General features: G+C 63.6%; 12 protein-coding genes and 4 tRNA genes. 12 read left to right on the forward strand and 4 right to left on the reverse strand.

What is annotated here, in order from left to right; all coding sequences use genetic code 11:
• Positions 1-134: 134 nt before the first annotated feature.
• Positions 135-1,013 (forward strand): SMP-30/gluconolactonase/LRE family protein, encoded by an 879-nt coding sequence (locus ABIE08_RS02800; RefSeq protein WP_354548601.1) that lies wholly within the window; start codon positions 135-137, stop codon positions 1,011-1,013.
• 264 nt (positions 1,014-1,277) lie between these two features.
• Here ABIE08_RS02800 and ABIE08_RS02805 read toward each other — a convergent pair whose 3' ends face one another.
• From ABIE08_RS02805 to ABIE08_RS02820, 4 genes are all read right to left on the reverse strand, one after another.
• Positions 1,278-1,682: an acyl-CoA thioesterase gene (locus tag ABIE08_RS02805; protein WP_354548602.1), complete on the reverse strand. Its 405-nt coding sequence runs from the start codon at positions 1,680-1,682 to the stop codon at positions 1,278-1,280.
• A 79-nt stretch (positions 1,683-1,761) separates the two neighbouring features.
• Positions 1,762-3,171, reverse strand: a complete 1,410-nt coding sequence (gene glnA, locus ABIE08_RS02810; protein ID WP_354548604.1) for a type I glutamate--ammonia ligase — start codon at positions 3,169-3,171, stop codon at positions 1,762-1,764.
• Positions 3,172-3,289: 118 nt separating this feature from the next.
• Positions 3,290-3,628 carry a P-II family nitrogen regulator gene (locus tag ABIE08_RS02815; protein ID WP_018185381.1) on the reverse strand — a complete coding sequence of 113 codons (339 nt, stop codon included), beginning with the start codon at positions 3,626-3,628 and terminating at the stop codon, positions 3,290-3,292.
• A 236-nt stretch (positions 3,629-3,864) separates the two neighbouring features.
• Positions 3,865-4,359, reverse strand: coding sequence for a TIGR01244 family sulfur transferase (locus tag ABIE08_RS02820; protein ID WP_354548606.1), 495 nt, complete (start codon positions 4,357-4,359; stop codon positions 3,865-3,867).
• Between the two features lie 159 nt (positions 4,360-4,518).
• Here ABIE08_RS02820 and ABIE08_RS02825 point away from each other — a divergent pair, with 159 nt between their 5' ends.
• The 11 genes from ABIE08_RS02825 to ABIE08_RS02875 all read left to right on the forward strand — a co-directional run bounded on the left by ABIE08_RS02825 (position 4,519) and on the right by ABIE08_RS02875 (position 15,319).
• Positions 4,519-5,988 (forward strand): NAD(P)H-hydrate dehydratase, encoded by a 1,470-nt coding sequence (locus ABIE08_RS02825; RefSeq protein WP_354551547.1) that lies wholly within the window; start codon positions 4,519-4,521, stop codon positions 5,986-5,988.
• 63 nt (positions 5,989-6,051) lie between these two features.
• Positions 6,052-6,136: transfer RNA gene (locus ABIE08_RS02830), tRNA-Leu, on the forward strand.
• Between the two features lie 75 nt (positions 6,137-6,211).
• Positions 6,212-7,564 carry a trigger factor gene (gene tig, locus ABIE08_RS02835; protein ID WP_354548608.1) on the forward strand — a complete coding sequence of 451 codons (1,353 nt, stop codon included), beginning with the start codon at positions 6,212-6,214 and terminating at the stop codon, positions 7,562-7,564.
• Positions 7,565-7,860: 296 nt separating this feature from the next.
• Positions 7,861-8,496 carry an ATP-dependent Clp protease proteolytic subunit gene (locus tag ABIE08_RS02840; protein WP_354548609.1) on the forward strand — a complete coding sequence of 212 codons (636 nt, stop codon included), beginning with the start codon at positions 7,861-7,863 and terminating at the stop codon, positions 8,494-8,496.
• Positions 8,497-8,740: 244 nt separating this feature from the next.
• Positions 8,741-10,012 (forward strand): ATP-dependent Clp protease ATP-binding subunit ClpX, encoded by a 1,272-nt coding sequence (gene clpX / locus ABIE08_RS02845; RefSeq protein WP_354548611.1) that lies wholly within the window; start codon positions 8,741-8,743, stop codon positions 10,010-10,012.
• A 388-nt stretch (positions 10,013-10,400) separates the two neighbouring features.
• Entirely contained in the window at positions 10,401-12,833 is a 2,433-nt protein-coding gene (gene lon / locus ABIE08_RS02850) for an endopeptidase La (RefSeq protein ID WP_354548613.1), read from the forward strand.
• A 192-nt stretch (positions 12,834-13,025) separates the two neighbouring features.
• The gene (locus tag ABIE08_RS02855; protein ID WP_266331908.1) at positions 13,026-13,301 is read left to right on the forward strand and encodes an HU family DNA-binding protein; all 276 of its coding nucleotides are present in this window, start codon (positions 13,026-13,028) and stop codon (positions 13,299-13,301) included.
• A 146-nt stretch (positions 13,302-13,447) separates the two neighbouring features.
• Positions 13,448-13,523, forward strand: a tRNA-Val gene (locus ABIE08_RS02860).
• A gap of 339 nt (positions 13,524-13,862) precedes the next feature.
• Positions 13,863-13,939 (forward strand) — tRNA-Asp (locus ABIE08_RS02865).
• A 144-nt stretch (positions 13,940-14,083) separates the two neighbouring features.
• Positions 14,084-14,160, forward strand: a tRNA-Asp gene (locus tag ABIE08_RS02870).
• Between the two features lie 229 nt (positions 14,161-14,389).
• Positions 14,390-15,319, forward strand: a complete 930-nt coding sequence (locus ABIE08_RS02875; protein WP_354548615.1) for an FUSC family protein — start codon at positions 14,390-14,392, stop codon at positions 15,317-15,319.
• The last annotated feature ends 141 nt before the right edge of the window (positions 15,320-15,460 follow it).

A 15,460-nucleotide genomic window follows, 5' to 3' on the forward strand; every position in this document is an offset into this window, starting at 1 on the left:
CGCCGACGGATGGCGTGCCGCATGGACGCTGAAAGGGCAGGTCGTGACACCGCCGAAAGCGGCGGCCGGCGGCGGTCGACGTGCGGCGGCGAGCATGCCATGGTTGCGCCCTCGCAACCACCTGGAGTTACTTCATGACGGATCTCGGCCTTCGCCCGCTCGTTCCCACCCTGCATCAGCTGGCCGAGAGTGCCGTCTATGACGATCGCAACAATCGGTTTCTCTATTGCGACATCCTCGACAAGTCGATCCACGCGGTCGACCTCGCGACGGGCGATACTAAGGTCTGGCGGTTTCCGACCGTGGTCGGCTCGTTCGGCTTGACCGAGAGCGGTCGTTTCGTCGTGGCGCTTCGCGACAGCGTCGTGCTGTTCGATCCCGAGACGGAAGAGAGCCGGACGCTCGTCGAAATCGAAGCGGATATGCCGGATACGCGCCTGAATGACGGCAAGGTCGGACCGGATGGCTGCTTCTGGGTCGGCACCATGGACGCGAATCGCCAGCCGGTCTGCGCGCTCTACCGGGTCTCGCCGGATGGCACCGTCGAAAAGAAGATCGACGGCCTGATGGTGTCCAATGGCCTCGCCTTCAGCCCGGATGGGCGCACCATGTTCCACTCGGATTCGCGCGGCCCCTGGATCGACCGCTGGGCGTTCGACCCGGCGACGGGCGAGATCAGCGAACGCAAGCGGATCGCCGTGCTCGACGATACGATCGGCCGGCCGGACGGCGGTGCGACCGATGCCGAGGGCAATTACTGGAGCGCCGGCGTTTCGGGCGCCAAGCTCAACCAGTTCTCGCCGGAAGGCGAGTTGCTGGCGAGCTACGACGTTCCGGCGGCATCGCCGACCATGCCGGCCTTTGGCGGCCCGGACATGAAGACGCTCTTCCTGACCAGCCTGCGCGACGGCCGCACCGAGGAACAGCTGCAGCGCTGGCCGCTCACGGGCTCGGTCTTCATCGGGACTTCGCCCGTCGCCGGCTCGCCGGTCTCGCGTTTCCGCGACGTCTGATTTTCTTGGGGAGGGGTCTTTACCTCTCCCCAAATGAAACCTTCGCCCAAAACACCGTTGTCATCATCCTGAAGTGCCCGGCGCAGCCGGGCCTCGAAGGAGGGTTCAGGGGGGCTTCCCGGCGCGGCTGGGCCACAGCGCGAGGCATTCCGGCAGCGCTGCCAGTTTACTGGATCCTCCTTCGAGGCTTCGCGCGCGAAGCCCCCTCAGGATGCTGGTCGAGATTGGGAGATCCTTCCGGCTCTCAGCGTTGTCGGCGCCGCCCTATTCTTCCGGCGGCAGCGGACGGGATTTGCGCGTGGCGTCGATCGCCACGAAGGTGAAGGTCGCTTCCGTCACCTTTGTGACGTCATTGCTTTCACGATTGCGCCGCCAGGCCTCGACGAAGACGCGCATCGACGATCGCCCGGTCGTGAGGATGCGCCCGTAGATAGTGACCTCGTCGCCGACGAAGACCGGGCTCAGAAACGACATGCCATCCACAGACGCCGTCACGGTGCGTCCGCGCGCGCGGCGTGTCGCGATCGTGCTCGCTCCCAGATCCATTTGCGACATCAGCCAACCGCCGAAAATGTCGCCGGCCGGATTGGTGTCGTGCGGCATGGCGATGGTGCGGATGACAGGGATGGTCGTCGAATGGGGAAAGTCGGGCGCGTTCTGGGCGGTCATCGTGCCTCCTGGGAGTTGAATCTGTTGAAACGAAACGGGGCGCCCGAAGGCGCCCCGCTGATAGTGCATCCTGATTCGGTCAGACCGAGAAGTACATGTCGAATTCGACCGGATGCGGGGTGTGCTCGAAGCGGATGACTTCTTCCATCTTGAGCTCGATATAAGCGTCGATCATCGACTTCGAGAAGACGCCGCCTTCGAGCAGGTAGCCATGGTCCTTCTCTAGCGAGGCGAGCGCTTCGCGCAGCGAGCCGCAAACCGTCGGGATCTTCTTCAGTTCCTTGGGGGGCAGGTCATAGAGGTTCTTGTCCATCGCGGCGCCGGGATGGATCTTGTTCTTGATGCCGTCGAGGCCGGCCATGAGCATGGCTGCGAAGGCGAGGTAGGGGTTCGCGCCCGGATCGGGGAAGCGGACTTCGACGCGCTTCGCCTTGGGCGAGGTCGCGAACGGGATACGGCAGGAAGCCGAACGGTTGCGCGCCGAGTAGGCGAGCAGCACGGGAGCCTCGTAGCCCGGGACCAGACGCTTGTAGGAGTTGGTCAGCGGGTTGGTAAAGGCGTTCAGCGACTTGGCATGCTTGATGATGCCGCCGATGTAGTACAGGCAGGTCTCGGACAGGTCGGCATATTCGTTGCCAGCGAAGACCGGCTTGCCTTCCTTCCAGATCGACTGGTGGACGTGCATGCCCGAGCCGTTATCGCCGTAAACCGGCTTCGGCATGAAGGTGGCCGTCTTGCCATACGAGTTCGCGACGTTGTGGATCGCGTACTTGTAGATCTGCATGTGGTCGGCCATCGTCACGAGCGTGCCGAACTTGACACCCAGCTCGTGCTGCGCCGAAGCCACTTCGTGGTGGTGCTTCTCGACGACGACGCCCATGGACTGCATCGCGGCCAGCATGTCGCCGCGCATGTCCTGGAGGCTGTCGATCGGGGGAACGGGGAAGTAGCCGCCCTTGGTCTTGACGCGGTGGCCGAGGTTGCCGCTCTCGTAATCGGTGTCGGAGTTGGTCGGCAGCTCGATGTCGTCGAGCTTGAAGCCCGTGTTGTACGGGGTGGCCGAGAACTTGACGTCGTCGAAGACGAAGAATTCAGCTTCCGGGCCGACATAGATCGTGTCGCCGATCTTGGTCTGCTTCAGGTAGGCTTCGGCCTTCTTGGCAATGCCGCGCGGGTCGCGGTCATAGGCTTCGCCGGTCGTCGGCTCGAGCACATCGCAAACGATCGAGAGGGTCGACTGCGCGAAGAAGGGGTCGATGGTCGCCGTTGCCGGATCGGGCATCAGCAGCATGTCGGATTCGTTGATGGCCTTCCAACCGGCGATCGACGAGCCGTCGAACATCGTGCCTTCGGCGAAGATTTCTTCGTCGATCATGCCGATGTCGAACGTCACATGCTGCCACTTGCCGCGCGGATCCGTGAAGCGGAAATCCACATACTTCACGTCCTGCTCCTTGATGAGCTTCAGGACATCATTCGCGGTCGTCATAACTCTCTTCCTTCTATCAGGTGAACTGTGCCCGGTCGTGGCTGAGGCAAACAGGTAGCCGGCGAGGCCGGCAGGAGGGGGAGTGCCGGCAAAAGGTCGCCGGCGAGAAATGAGGGGCTTAGATCGCGTCCAGGCCGCTTTCGCCCGTGCGAATGCGAACTGCTTCTTCGATGTTGGAAACGAAAATCTTGCCGTCGCCAATGCGACCGGTTTGCGCGGCCTTGCGAATGGCGTCCACCGCGCGTTCGACGAGTTCGTCGCCCAGCACGATCTCGACCTTCACCTTCGGCAGGAAGTCGACCACATATTCCGCGCCGCGATACAGCTCGGTGTGTCCCTTCTGCCGGCCGAAGCCCTTGGCCTCGGTGACGGTGATGCCTTGCAGGCCAACTTCCTGCAGCGCTTCCTTCACTTCATCGAGCTTGAACGGCTTGATGATGGCTTCGATCTTTTTCATTGCCTCCGCATCTCCGAATGCTTGCCTCTAGTGCCTGCCCAACCTGGCCGATGTGACCGGCCTGGCCAATCACTTGCAGGCTCCGTGCCAATTGCCGATCTCGCTGGAAAACGCCGGAAAAATGGGCTCATCGCATTGCATCATAGCGCGTATCGCGCAAAAGCGATCCGCCAATTGTCCATTATATAGGCAAATGAACAACAAGTTGGCACAGAGCCCGTCTTGGCGCTGCTGCCTTAACGACCGTTTCGCGCCAGCCATCCGTCGGCCATACGCATGTCGATGCCGTGTTCAGCGCCGAAAGCGGGCAAATCCTCACGGTTCATGCGGCCATCCAGCACTTCGCCGATCGCGAACAGATTGAGCGAACGCGTGCCACTGCGACAATGTGCCAGCACCGGTCCGTCCGTATTGGCCAGCACGGCCTGCAGCCCGCGGACGTCGAGCTCGCTGATCGAGGGACCCGTGACCGGAATGTGGGCATAAGCCATCCCGGCGTTCGTGGCCGCCTCCGCTTCCTCGGCCGAGGCGGGCTGCGATGCCTCTTCGCCCTCGGGACGATTGTTGATGACGGCCTTGTAGCCGAGGCCCGCAAGCGTTGCGAAATCCTCGATTTCGATCTGTCCGGCGATGGAGAGCTTGTCATTGATCTTGATGAGATCGGTCATGGGCGGTTCCCCGTTGGCGGTGAAGGTTGGCGGAGAACTTATCGCAGCGCGGCAAATGAACAACCGTGTCCTCCACGACAAAGTTCGGAATTGGGTCGGATAGCTTGGTCCCATGCCTTGCGGGCGGTTGCGGCCCTGCCGGTGCCGCGCCACTCTGCCCCGAAGGCGCGCAGGCAGACCGGCTGTTTTCCGGGACAGCCCAGAGGAGGGCGAAGAGGTATGATCGAGCTATTGGACCCGGCCGAGATGGCTGAAGCCGACCGCCTGACGATTGCAGCGGGCACGCCGGGCATCGTCCTGATGGAAGCGGCGGGCCGCGCCGTGGCCGACGTCGCCGCGCGATCGCCGCTCGGAACGCGCATCGCGATTGCCTGCGGCCCCGGCAATAATGGCGGCGATGGCTTTGTCGCGGGGCGAATCCTGATGGCGCGCGGATACCGCTTGCAACTGGGTCTGCTTGGCTCGATCGCTGCCCTCAAGGGCGATGCGGCGCTGGCTGCCGCCGAATGGCGCGGCGAGACATTGCCGCTCGCCGACCTCGATTTCGGCGGCGCGGACCTGATCATAGACGCTCTGTTCGGCGCCGGTCTCGATCGGCCGATCGAAGGTCCTGCGGCAGCCGCGATCGCCGCGATCAATGCGTCGAAGGCGCGCGTCGTCGCCGTGGACCTTCCTAGCGGCATCCATGGCGGGACCGGACAGGTGCTGGGCGTCGCGGTCCGGGCCGACGATAGCGTCACCTTCTTCCGTCCGAAGCCCGGCCATGTGCTGATGCCGGGCAGGGCGCATGCCGGCCGCCTGACGGTGGCGGATATCGGTATCCGTCCCCAGGTGCTGGACGCGATCCAGCCCCGCACCGCGCTCAACCGGCCCGAACTGTGGCTGCCGCACCTGCCGACGCCGAAAGTCGACGGCCACAAGTATGATCGCGGCCATGCCCTCGTCGTTTCCGGCGGCATGACGCAGACGGGGGCGGCGCGGCTGGTTGCGCGCGCCGCGCTGCGCATCGGGGCAGGGCTGGTGACGATGGCGTCGCCGCCCGACGCGCTCGCGGTCCACGCGGCGCATCTGACCTCGATCATGCTGAAGCGCATGGAAGGGGCGGCCGGACTGTCGGAACTGCTTGCCGACAAGCGACTGAATGTCGTCGCGATCGGCCCTGGCCTCGGCCCGGTCGACGTTTCGCTGCCCTTGGTCGAGGCGGCTTTGGCGTCCGACGCGTCGATCGTTCTGGACGCGGATGGCATTTCGGCATTCCGCGAGGATCCGGACCGGCTCTTCGCGGCTCTTCGCAAGCGGAGCGCACCGGTCGTGCTGACGCCGCATGACGGCGAGTTTGCGCGGCTGTTCCCGGATCTGGCGAGCCTGCCCGGCAAGCTCGACCGCGCCCGCCAGGCGGCGGCGCGCTCCGGCGCCATCGTTTTGCTGAAAGGCGCCGACACCACCGTCGCGGAACCGGCGGGCCGCGCGGCGATCGCCGACAATGCGCCGCCCTTTCTTGCAACCGCCGGATCGGGCGATACGCTGGCCGGCATGATCACCGGCCTGCTCGCGGAAGGCATGCCCGCCTTCGAGGCGGCGGCCGCGGCTGTATGGCTCCATGGCGACGCCGGCGTGGTTCTCGGGCGCGGTTTGATCGCGGATGACCTGGCGGACGCGCTTCCCCGTGTGTTTGCGCGGCTTTTCGTTTGACCCTGCGACCGCTAGTGCTATAGAGGCCCCACCTTGGCCGGAGCCTAGCTGCGACCGGTTATTGCGGGCGTGGTGGAATTGGTAGACACAGCAGGTTTAGGTCCTGCCGCCTCGCGGTTTGGGGGTTCGAGTCCCTCCGCCCGTACCAACGTCCGGAATAAGCCGTGAAAGCAGCCGGGCGAAACGCCAAAGACCGATCGGAACAAGACAGAAAGCGCTGAACATGCAGGTGACCGAGACCCTCTCAGAGGGCCTGAAACGTGAACTCCAGATCGTGGTGCCGGCGACCGAACTCGACAGCCGCCTTTCGGCGCGTCTGGAAGAGATGAAGGGCCAGGTCCAGCTCAAGGGCTTCCGTCCAGGCAAAGTGCCGGTCGCGCATCTGCGCCGGATCTACGGCAAGTCGGCCATGGCCGAGATCGTTCAGAACGTCCTGAACGAGAACGCTCGCAAGACGCTTGAAGAGCGCGGCGAACGTGCTGCCATGCAGCCGAGCTTCGATCTGCCCGAGGACGAGTCCGATGCTGGCGAAGTGCTCGCCGGCAAGAAGGACCTCGCCTACAAGATGACCTATGAAGTCCTGCCGAAGTTCGAACTCGGCGATTTCAAGGGCATTAAGATCGAGCGTCCGGTTGCGGAAGTCTCCGACGAGGAAGTCGAGACCGAGCTCAAGCGGCTCGCGCGCGATTCCGCTGAATATGCGCCGAAGGATGGCGCGGCTGCCGATGGCGACCGCCTGACCATTTCCTATCTCGGCAAGCTCGACGGCGAGCCCTTCGAGGGCGGCGCCGACGACAATGCGTTCGTGACGATCGGCTCCGGCCGCTTCATCCCGGGCTTCGAGGAGCAGCTCGCTGGCGCCAAGGCCGGCGAAGAGCGCGTCCTGAACGTGACCTTCCCCGAGGAATACGGCGCGAAGCAGCTGGCCGGCAAGGCCGCTACTTTCGACGTCGTCGTCAAGGAAGTGTCGGCTCCGGCCGAGACGACCATCGACGACGAATGGGCGAAGAAGTTCGGCATCGAATCGCTCGATGAGCTGAAGGCAACGATGCGCCAGCAGCTCGAGAGCCAGCTCGGCTCCGCGACCCGCACGAAGGTCAAGCGCCAGCTGCTCGACCAGCTCGACGAGAAGCATGCCTTCGAACTGCCGCCGACCATGGTTGAACAGGAATTCCAGAACGTCTGGAACCAGGTCACCCAGGATCTGCAGCGTTCGGGCCGCAGCTTCGCTGACGAGGACACGACGGAAGAAGCCGCCAAGGCCGACTACCGCAAGATCGCCGAGCGCCGCGTGCGCCTTGGCCTCGTGCTGTCGGAAATCGGCGAGCAGAACTCGATCCAGGTCACCGATGAGGAAGTGCAGCGCGCTCTCGTCGACCGGATCCGTCAGTTCCCGGGCCAGGAAAAGCAGGTTTACGACTTCTACCGCGAGAACCCGGACGCGCTGGCAAGCCTGCGCGCGCCGATCTTCGAAGAGAAGGTTGTCGACTACGTGCTGGGCCTCGCGGAGATCACCGACAAGACGGTGTCCCGCGAAGATCTGATGAAGGATGACGAGGAAGAAGCGAAGGCCTGATCGGCTTTCGCTGAACTCTGAGGACCGGGCAAGCCCGCGTCCATCACGACAAGGATACTCCGGCCAGAGCCGGGGTATCCGACGCGCCGGCGGAACGGTAGCGATGCGACGGGGATCCGCGATCTCGACCGCATCGGGGATGACGATCTGCGAAAGGGCCTTCCGCCACCCCTTTCGAACGCAGTCGGCGTACCATATGTATGGGCCTTCGAGCCCCGGGAATCGGTCGTACCGAGTGAGGTCGGGCCGGGGCATCTCAAGGTATTTGTGGCAGTCCACTGCGCCGAAGGAAGATCATGAAAGATCCTGTCGACCTCTATATGAGTACTCTGGTTCCGATGGTGGTCGAGCAGACCAACCGTGGCGAACGCGCTTATGACATTTATTCGCGACTGCTGAAGGAGCGGATCATTTTCGTCACGGGTCCCGTCGAGGACTACATGGCGACGCTGATCACCGCCCAGCTTCTCTTCCTCGAGGCCGAGAACCCGAAGAAAGAGATCGCGATGTATATCAACTCGCCGGGCGGCGTCGTCTCGTCCGGCCTGGCGATCTACGACACGATGCAGTTCATCAAGCCGGCCGTGTCGACGCTCTGCGTCGGACAGGCTGCCTCGATGGGTTCGTTGCTCCTGACCGCCGGCGAGAAGGGCATGCGCTTCGCGCTGCCGAACGCCCGCGTCATGGTGCACCAGCCCTCCGGCGGCTACCAGGGCCAGGTGACCGACATCCTGATCCATGCCCGTGAGGTCGAGAGCCTGCGCAAGCGGCTCAACGAGATCTATGTGCATCACACGGGTCAGGACATGAAGACCGTTGAAGACGCGCTCGAGCGCGACAACTTCATGGTCGCCGAGCGGGCCGTCGAATTCGGCCTGATCGACCAGGTCCTGACGAGCCGCGACGCGCTCGACGCGATCAAGAAGGACTGACCGGATCACGCTGGGATCCGCCCTTCCGGAGCTAGGTCGGCTGTTCGTCAGCCGACCGCGACATTAAGTATATATTGATCATGTCGCGATTAGCATGATTGGATCACAATCTTCGGATTGTCTCCGTCGGTAGGGACAGCAGGGTCCGAATTTTCGACCGCTGGCTGGACGGAAGTCGAGCCGGAAGAGACATCGAAGAAAGTCGTTTGGAGGTTCCGAGCCTGAACGACAGCGAGGTAGACGGATGAGCAAAGTCAGCGGAAGCGACACCAAGAATACGCTCTATTGCTCGTTTTGCGGCAAGAGCCAGCATGAGGTGCGCAAGCTGATCGCAGGCCCGACCGTGTTCATCTGCGATGAATGCGTCGAGCTGTGCATGGACATCATTCGCGAGGAATCGAAGTCCTCGCTGGTGAAATCGCGCGACGGCGTTCCCACGCCGCTCGAGATCTGCGCGGTCCTCGATGATTATGTGATCGGCCAGCGCCACGCCAAGCGCGTGCTGTCGGTTGCCGTTCACAACCACTACAAGCGGCTGAACCACGCGGCGAAGAACAACGACGTCGAGTTGTCCAAGTCGAACATCCTGCTGATCGGCCCGACCGGTTGCGGCAAGACGCTGCTCGCGCAGACGCTCGCCCGCATCCTCGACGTGCCGTTCACGATGGCCGACGCGACGACCCTGACCGAGGCTGGCTATGTCGGCGAGGATGTCGAGAACATCATCCTCAAGCTGCTGCAGTCGGCTGACTACAATGTCGAGCGGGCCCAGCGCGGCATCGTCTATATCGACGAGGTCGACAAGATCTCCCGCAAGTCGGACAACCCGTCCATCACGCGAGACGTGTCGGGCGAGGGCGTCCAGCAGGCGCTTCTGAAGATCATGGAAGGCACGGTTGCCTCCGTGCCGCCCCAGGGCGGCCGCAAGCACCCGCAGCAGGAGTTCCTGCAGGTCGACACGACGAACATCCTGTTCATCTGTGGCGGCGCCTTCGCGGGTCTTGAGAAGATCATTTCGGATCGCGGTCGCTCGACCTCGATCGGCTTCGGCGCCCGCGTTTCGGCGCCGGAAGATCGCCGCACCGGCGAACTGTTCCGCAATGTCGAGCCTGAGGATCTGCTGAAGTTCGGTCTGATCCCGGAATTCGTCGGTCGTCTGCCGGTCCTGGCGACGCTCGAGGATCTCGACGAGCCGGCGCTGATCACCATCCTGACCGAGCCCAAGAACGCTCTGGTCAAGCAGTACCAGCGTCTGTTCGAGATGGAGAATGTCGAGCTGACCTTCCATCCCGACGCTTTGTCGGCGATCGCCAAGAAGGCCATCGAGCGCAAGACCGGCGCCCGCGGCCTCCGCTCGATCATGGAAGCGATCCTGCTCGAGACGATGTTCGACCTGCCTGGCCTCGACGGCGTTCAGGAAGTCGTCATCTCGGCCGAGGTCGTCGACGGTTCGGCCCGCCCGCTCTACATCTATGCGGAGCGGCAGGAAGATGCCGTTGCCAACGCCGGCGCGTAAACGCAGGCTGCCATAGCGATTTGAACGGCGGGGCATGTCCCCGCCGTTTTTTTGTCCAGCACTGGAAACGAGCGAGGCCACCGATTTCGATGGCCGATCCTGCGGGCCGGCGGCCGGTTTCCGCCGATTTGCTGCGGCTTTGCGGCAACAGCGGGGAGGGTAGGCGATCTATCCTAAGGCCGTCGATGAAAACCCGGATCGGAACCGCATTCTGCATCGCCCGGACAACTTGACACCCTGATGGTGCAACGCCACCTAATGGACAACGCATCGCAAGATGCTCCGACCCCTGAGTCGATCCGCCGGCTAATCCTCCCAAGCCGGTGGCTCATCTCCCAAGCCGAACGGTGCCAAATTTGGGCCGTACCCGGTTCGAAAGGAATGCCTCATGACAGCTGATACCAAGCGTTCGATCGGCCTCGAAGCAGGCGACGAACTCTATCCGGTCCTGCCGCTGCGTGACATCGTCGTGTTCCCGCATATGATCGTGCCGCTTTTCGTCGGGCGAGAAAAGTCGATCCGTGCGCTGGAAGAGGTGATGCGGGCGGACAAGCAGATCCTGCTGGCGACCCAGCAGAATGCCAGCGACGACGATCCGTCGCCGGAGGCGATCTTCCCCGTCGGCACCCTCGCCAGCGTGCTGCAGCTGCTGAAGCTGCCGGACGGAACGGTCAAGGTTCTGGTCGAGGGCATCGCCCGCGCCGAGATCCAGCGCTACACCGACCATGAATCCTATTACGAGGCCTATGCCACGGTGCTTGTCGACGACTTCGGCGACAAGGTCGAGGTCGAGGCTCTGTCGCGCTCGGTGGTTACCGAGTTCGAGAACTATGTAAAGCTGAACAAGAAGGTCTCGCCCGAGGTCGTCGGCGCGGTCACGCAGATCGACGATTATTCGAAGCTGGCCGACACGGTCGCCTCGCATCTCGCCATCAAGATCCCGGAGAAGCAGGCCATTCTGGCTCTGCCGACCGTCGGTGCGCGCCTGGAGCGTGTGCTGGGCCTGATGGAGAGCGAGATTTCGGTTCTTCAGGTGGAAAAGCGCATCCGCTCCCGCGTCAAGCGGCAGATGGAGAAGACCCAGCGCGAGTACTATTTGAACGAGCAGATGAAGGCGATCCAGAAGGAACTGGGCGACCAGGAGGACGGCAAGGACGAACTCGCCGAACTCGAGGAGCGCATCGCCAAGACCAAGCTGTCGAAGGAAGCCAACGAGAAGGCGATGGGCGAGCTGAAGAAGCTCCGCCAGATGTCGCCGATGTCGGCCGAAGCGACGGTGGTCCGCAACTATCTCGACTGGCTGCTCGGCATTCCGTGGGGCAAGCGCTCCAAGGTCAAGCACGACCTGCGTTTCGCGCAGGAGGTGCTCGATGCCGATCACTACAGCCTCGACAAGGTCAAGGACCGGATCATCGAGTATCTGGCCGTGCAGAGCCGCGCCAACACGCTGAAGGGGCCGATCCTGTGCCTCGTCGGCCCTCCGGGTGTCGGCAAGACCTCGCTGGCTCGTTCGATCGCCAAGGCGACCGGCCGTGAATATGTCCGCATGTCGCTCGGCGGCGTGCGCGACGAGGCCGAGATCCGTGGCCATCGGCGCACCTATATCGGCTCGATGCCCGGCAAGGTCATCCAGTCGATGAAGAAGGCGAAGAAGGCCAATCCGCTCTTCCTGCTCGACGAGATCGACAAGATGGGCCAGGACTTCCGCGGCGATCCGTCTTCGGCGCTGCTCGAGGTGTTGGATCCGGAGCAGAACAGCACGTTCAACGATCATTACCTCGAGGTCGACTACGACCTGTCGAACGTGATGTTCGTGACGACCGCCAACACGCTGAACATCCCCGGCCCGTTGATGGACCGTATGGAGATCATCCGGATCGCCGGATACACCGAGGATGAGAAGCTGGCGATCGCCAAGAACCACCTGTTGCCGAAGGTCGTGAAGAACCACGGCCTGAACGACAAGGAATTCTCGCTGGACGACGAGGCGCTGCGTTTCGTCATCCGTCGCTACACGCGGGAAGCCGGCGTCCGGAGTCTTGAGCGCGAGTTGGCCACGTTGGCCCGCAAGGCGGTCAAGGACATCCTGTTGAAGAAGGTGAAGGCGGTCGAGGTCAACGAGAAGGTCGTCGAGGAATATCTCGGCGTCCCGCATTATCGCTACGGCGAGGCGGAGCTCGAGGATCAGGTCGGCGTCGTGACGGGCCTCGCTTGGACGGAAGTCGGCGGCGAGATCCTGACGATCGAAGGCGTCATGATGCCTGGCAAGGGCCGCATGACCGTCACCGGCAACCTGCGCGACGTGATGAAGGAATCGATCTCGGCGGCGGCATCCTATGTCCGCTCGCGGGCCGTCGATTTCGGCATCGAGCCGCCGCTGTTCGACCGGCGCGACATCCACGTGCACGTGCCGGAAGGCGCGACGCCCAAGGATGGACCTTCGGCCGGCATCGCGATGGTGACGGCGATCGTCTCGACCATGACTGGCATCGCCGTCCGCAAGGACGTCGCCATGACGGGTGAGATCACGCTGCGCGGTCGCGTCCTGCCGATCGGCGGATTGAAGGAAAAGCTGCTCGCGGCGCTGCGCGCCGGGATCAAGACGGTGATGATTCCCGAGGACAATGCCAAGGATCTCGCCGAGATCCCGGACAATGTGAAGAACGGACTCGAGATCATTCCGGTCGCCCGTATGGACGATGTCCTGGCACACGCTCTGGTGCGCAAGCCGGAGCCGATCACATGGGATGAGAGCAAGGTGGTGGCCGATAAAACGGTCGTTGCCGAGGACGATCCGGCATCGGCTCTGACTGCTCACTAACGGCTCAATCCTGCGAAAACGGAGACGCCCGCCCCCTCGGCGGGCGTTTTCATGCGCTATTTCACCGAAATATCGGCCAGAAGCGCAGAATTCCGCCAGTTTCGCTTGCCTTTGGCCTCGTTTTCAGTGATTTCTCGCGCTTGGTCGGGTCATGCGAATCGTCCCGGCTCAAGACCTGAGAAAGGATCATCCATGGCTAACAAGAACGATCTCATCGCTGCCGTCGCCGAGCGTACCGGCACGTCCAAGGCCGCCGCCGCCGAGGCTGTCGACGCCACGTTCGACGTGATCACGGCTGCCCTGAAGTCGGGTGACGAGGTCAAGATCATTGGCTTCGGCAATTTTAGCGTCGCCGCGCGCGCCGCGAGCGAAGGCCGCAATCCGCGTACCGGCGAGACGATCCAGATCGCCGCTTCCAAGACGCCGAAGTTCAAGGCCGGCAAGGGCCTGAAGGACGCCGTCAACTAAGCCATTCCTGGCTTGTTGGGTTTCTACGGCCTTGCGCTTCCCGCGCGAGGCCGTTTTATTTTGTGCGTGCGACGGAAAGGTCCGCTTTCCGGACTTGTAAGGCAGGGCGCTTTTCGCCTACACGTCTCGGCGCTGCAGGACACTGCGGGCGATTAGCTCAGTTGGTAGAGCGCCTCGTTTACACCGAGGATGTCGGGAGTTCGAGTCTCTCATCGCCCACCATACCTCCGCGCCACGCGCGCCGGCCTCCTGCGCCCATCTCTCTTCTTCCCTGCTCTGATCCCCGTGTTAGGCTCACAATCCCTTCCTGGGGCCTCTGTGTCGATTTCGCCGTGAGCACTCTCGGCCGGGTGAACGAAATGTGCGGCTCATGCGCATCCTGTCGCCTAGTCCATACACAGGGAAGGGCGGTTTTGGCCGGTTCCAGCGGTTTTCGCCGGCTTATCCGGTTTTCCACAATACCGCTGGATCGCGTGCTTGACTTGGATAGGTCGGTACCGTACTTCAGCGCTCAACACGACGCGGCGACGAGCTGCGGCGCCCCCGGAAGGGGACCCCAGCGGGGGTGTAGCTCAGTTGGTTAGAGCGCCGGCCTGTCACGCCGGAGGTCGCGGGTTCGAGCCCCGTCACTCCCGCCATTCATTTTACCAAGCCTCGGATTGCAATGCATCCATCGGCTTGGATACGGATTGGAAGCCATCACGGACCTCTCGGGTTCGATCCGCTTCCGGTTCCTCTGCACGATGCGGCCAAGGCCGTATTGACCCGAAAGGGGCACCCGCGGGGGTGTAGCTCAGTTGGTTAGAGCGCCGGCCTGTCACGCCGGAGGTCGCGGGTTCGAGCCCCGTCACTCCCGCCATTTTTTCCCAATCTCCATCGACATCATTTTGCAGCGGTTGGCGCGCGCCGTGCGTTGCGCTCGCGCGGCGGTTGCATATCTCGCCTGTGCCTCTATGACTGCGCGGAGCCGTCTTTCCCAAGAGAGCCCGCCGATGCCGACCGACGTTGCCCCGCCATCCCCAAGCGTAGATCCTGCCAAGATCCGGCGCTCGCTCCTGCTGGCGCTGGCCGTGGTGGCGCCATGGGCCGTGGGCATCGCCGTCGGGGAGGCCGGGAACGGTTCCGTTGCCGCCTTTGGCGCGTACCTGCTGATCGTTTCTTTCCCGACCGTGCCGCTTGTCCGGCCGTTTGCCACGCTCGGGGCCTCCGCGCTGATCCTGAGCTTCTTCGCAGGCCTCGGCGCAAGCATCGCGCTCGGTAGCCCCGCCTTCTTTATCGTCGCCATTCTGGCCGCGCTCGCGCAGGCTGCCGCCGAACTCCGGGGCGGCCCCCTGCGCCTGCCGGTGGCATTGGGCGCGCTGGCCTTCTTCCTGGCGGTCGGTCAAATGCCCGCGGGCGGATGGCTGACCTATGGCGGTCTCTTTCTCGCTGGCGCGCTTTGGGGCGGCCTCGTCGCGGCCGCTGTCCTTCCCAGGGCGCCGGCGAAGCCCGCTCCGAAGGGAGAAGGGGAGGCTGCCGCTGCGCGCTTTCTCGGCGCTGCGGCGGTGACGAGCCTGCTCGGCTCGCTGGCGGCGGTCTTTGTGCCAAGTTCGCATCCGGGATGGCTCCCGGCCGCGGCGCTCCGCGTTCTCAAGCCGACCCGGGCCGAGACGCTGCGCCGCATGAAGCAGCGCGGCGTCGGCAGCCTGCTCGGCGCCGCGGCGGGCGGGTTGATCCTCGGCTGGGCCAGCGCCGCTTGGCTCCACGCGCTGCTCGTCGGCGGGCTGGTGTTCGCCATGCTGACGATCGGCGCCAAGCGCTATGGCGCGTGGACCTTCTGCCTGACGGCCGTGGCGCTCGCCTTCGATCTCGGACCCGCCGCGCATCCGCTTCCCGTGGCCATGGACCGGGTTCTGCTGACAGTCGGGGGCCTGGTGATCGCCGCCGTCGTTATCGGGCTGCTGCCCGGCAGCGCGCCAACGCCGGCTCGTGGTGCCCCGCCGCGAAACGAGGGCGGAATTCCGGCCAAGGACGCTTGAGGCCCTACCTGGCTGGTGTGGTCGCGATGTTGATATCGGCCGGAACGGCGCCCGCTGGATGCCTGCCGGAGCCGAATACTTATGCTGCGGCGCAATGACGATAAGATTAGTTCGAGAACCGTGACAAGTTTATCATCTTGT

Origin of the sequence: Kaistia defluvii, from assembly GCF_040548815.1 — a bacterium.
In the GTDB taxonomy this organism is placed as follows: Bacteria; Pseudomonadota; Alphaproteobacteria; order Rhizobiales; family Kaistiaceae; genus Kaistia; species Kaistia defluvii_A.

Excerpts from the sequence above, each read along its gene's own strand:
- glnA (WP_354548604.1), bottom strand. The coding sequence starts at position 3,171 with ATGACGACCGCGAATGATGTCCTGAAGCTCATCAAGGAGCAGGACGTG.
- clpX (WP_354548611.1), top strand. The coding sequence starts at position 8,741 with ATGAGCAAAGTCAGCGGAAGCGACACCAAGAATACGCTCTATTGCTCG.
- ABIE08_RS02800 (WP_354548601.1), top strand. The coding sequence starts at position 135 with ATGACGGATCTCGGCCTTCGCCCGCTCGTTCCCACCCTGCATCAGCTG.
- ABIE08_RS02805 (WP_354548602.1), bottom strand. The coding sequence starts at position 1,682 with ATGACCGCCCAGAACGCGCCCGACTTTCCCCATTCGACGACCATCCCT.
- ABIE08_RS02855 (WP_266331908.1), top strand. The coding sequence starts at position 13,026 with ATGGCTAACAAGAACGATCTCATCGCTGCCGTCGCCGAGCGTACCGGC.
- lon (WP_354548613.1), top strand. The coding sequence starts at position 10,401 with ATGACAGCTGATACCAAGCGTTCGATCGGCCTCGAAGCAGGCGACGAA.
- ABIE08_RS02815 (WP_018185381.1), bottom strand. The coding sequence starts at position 3,628 with ATGAAAAAGATCGAAGCCATCATCAAGCCGTTCAAGCTCGATGAAGTG.
- ABIE08_RS02840 (WP_354548609.1), top strand. The coding sequence starts at position 7,861 with ATGAAAGATCCTGTCGACCTCTATATGAGTACTCTGGTTCCGATGGTG.
- tig (WP_354548608.1), top strand. The coding sequence starts at position 6,212 with ATGCAGGTGACCGAGACCCTCTCAGAGGGCCTGAAACGTGAACTCCAG.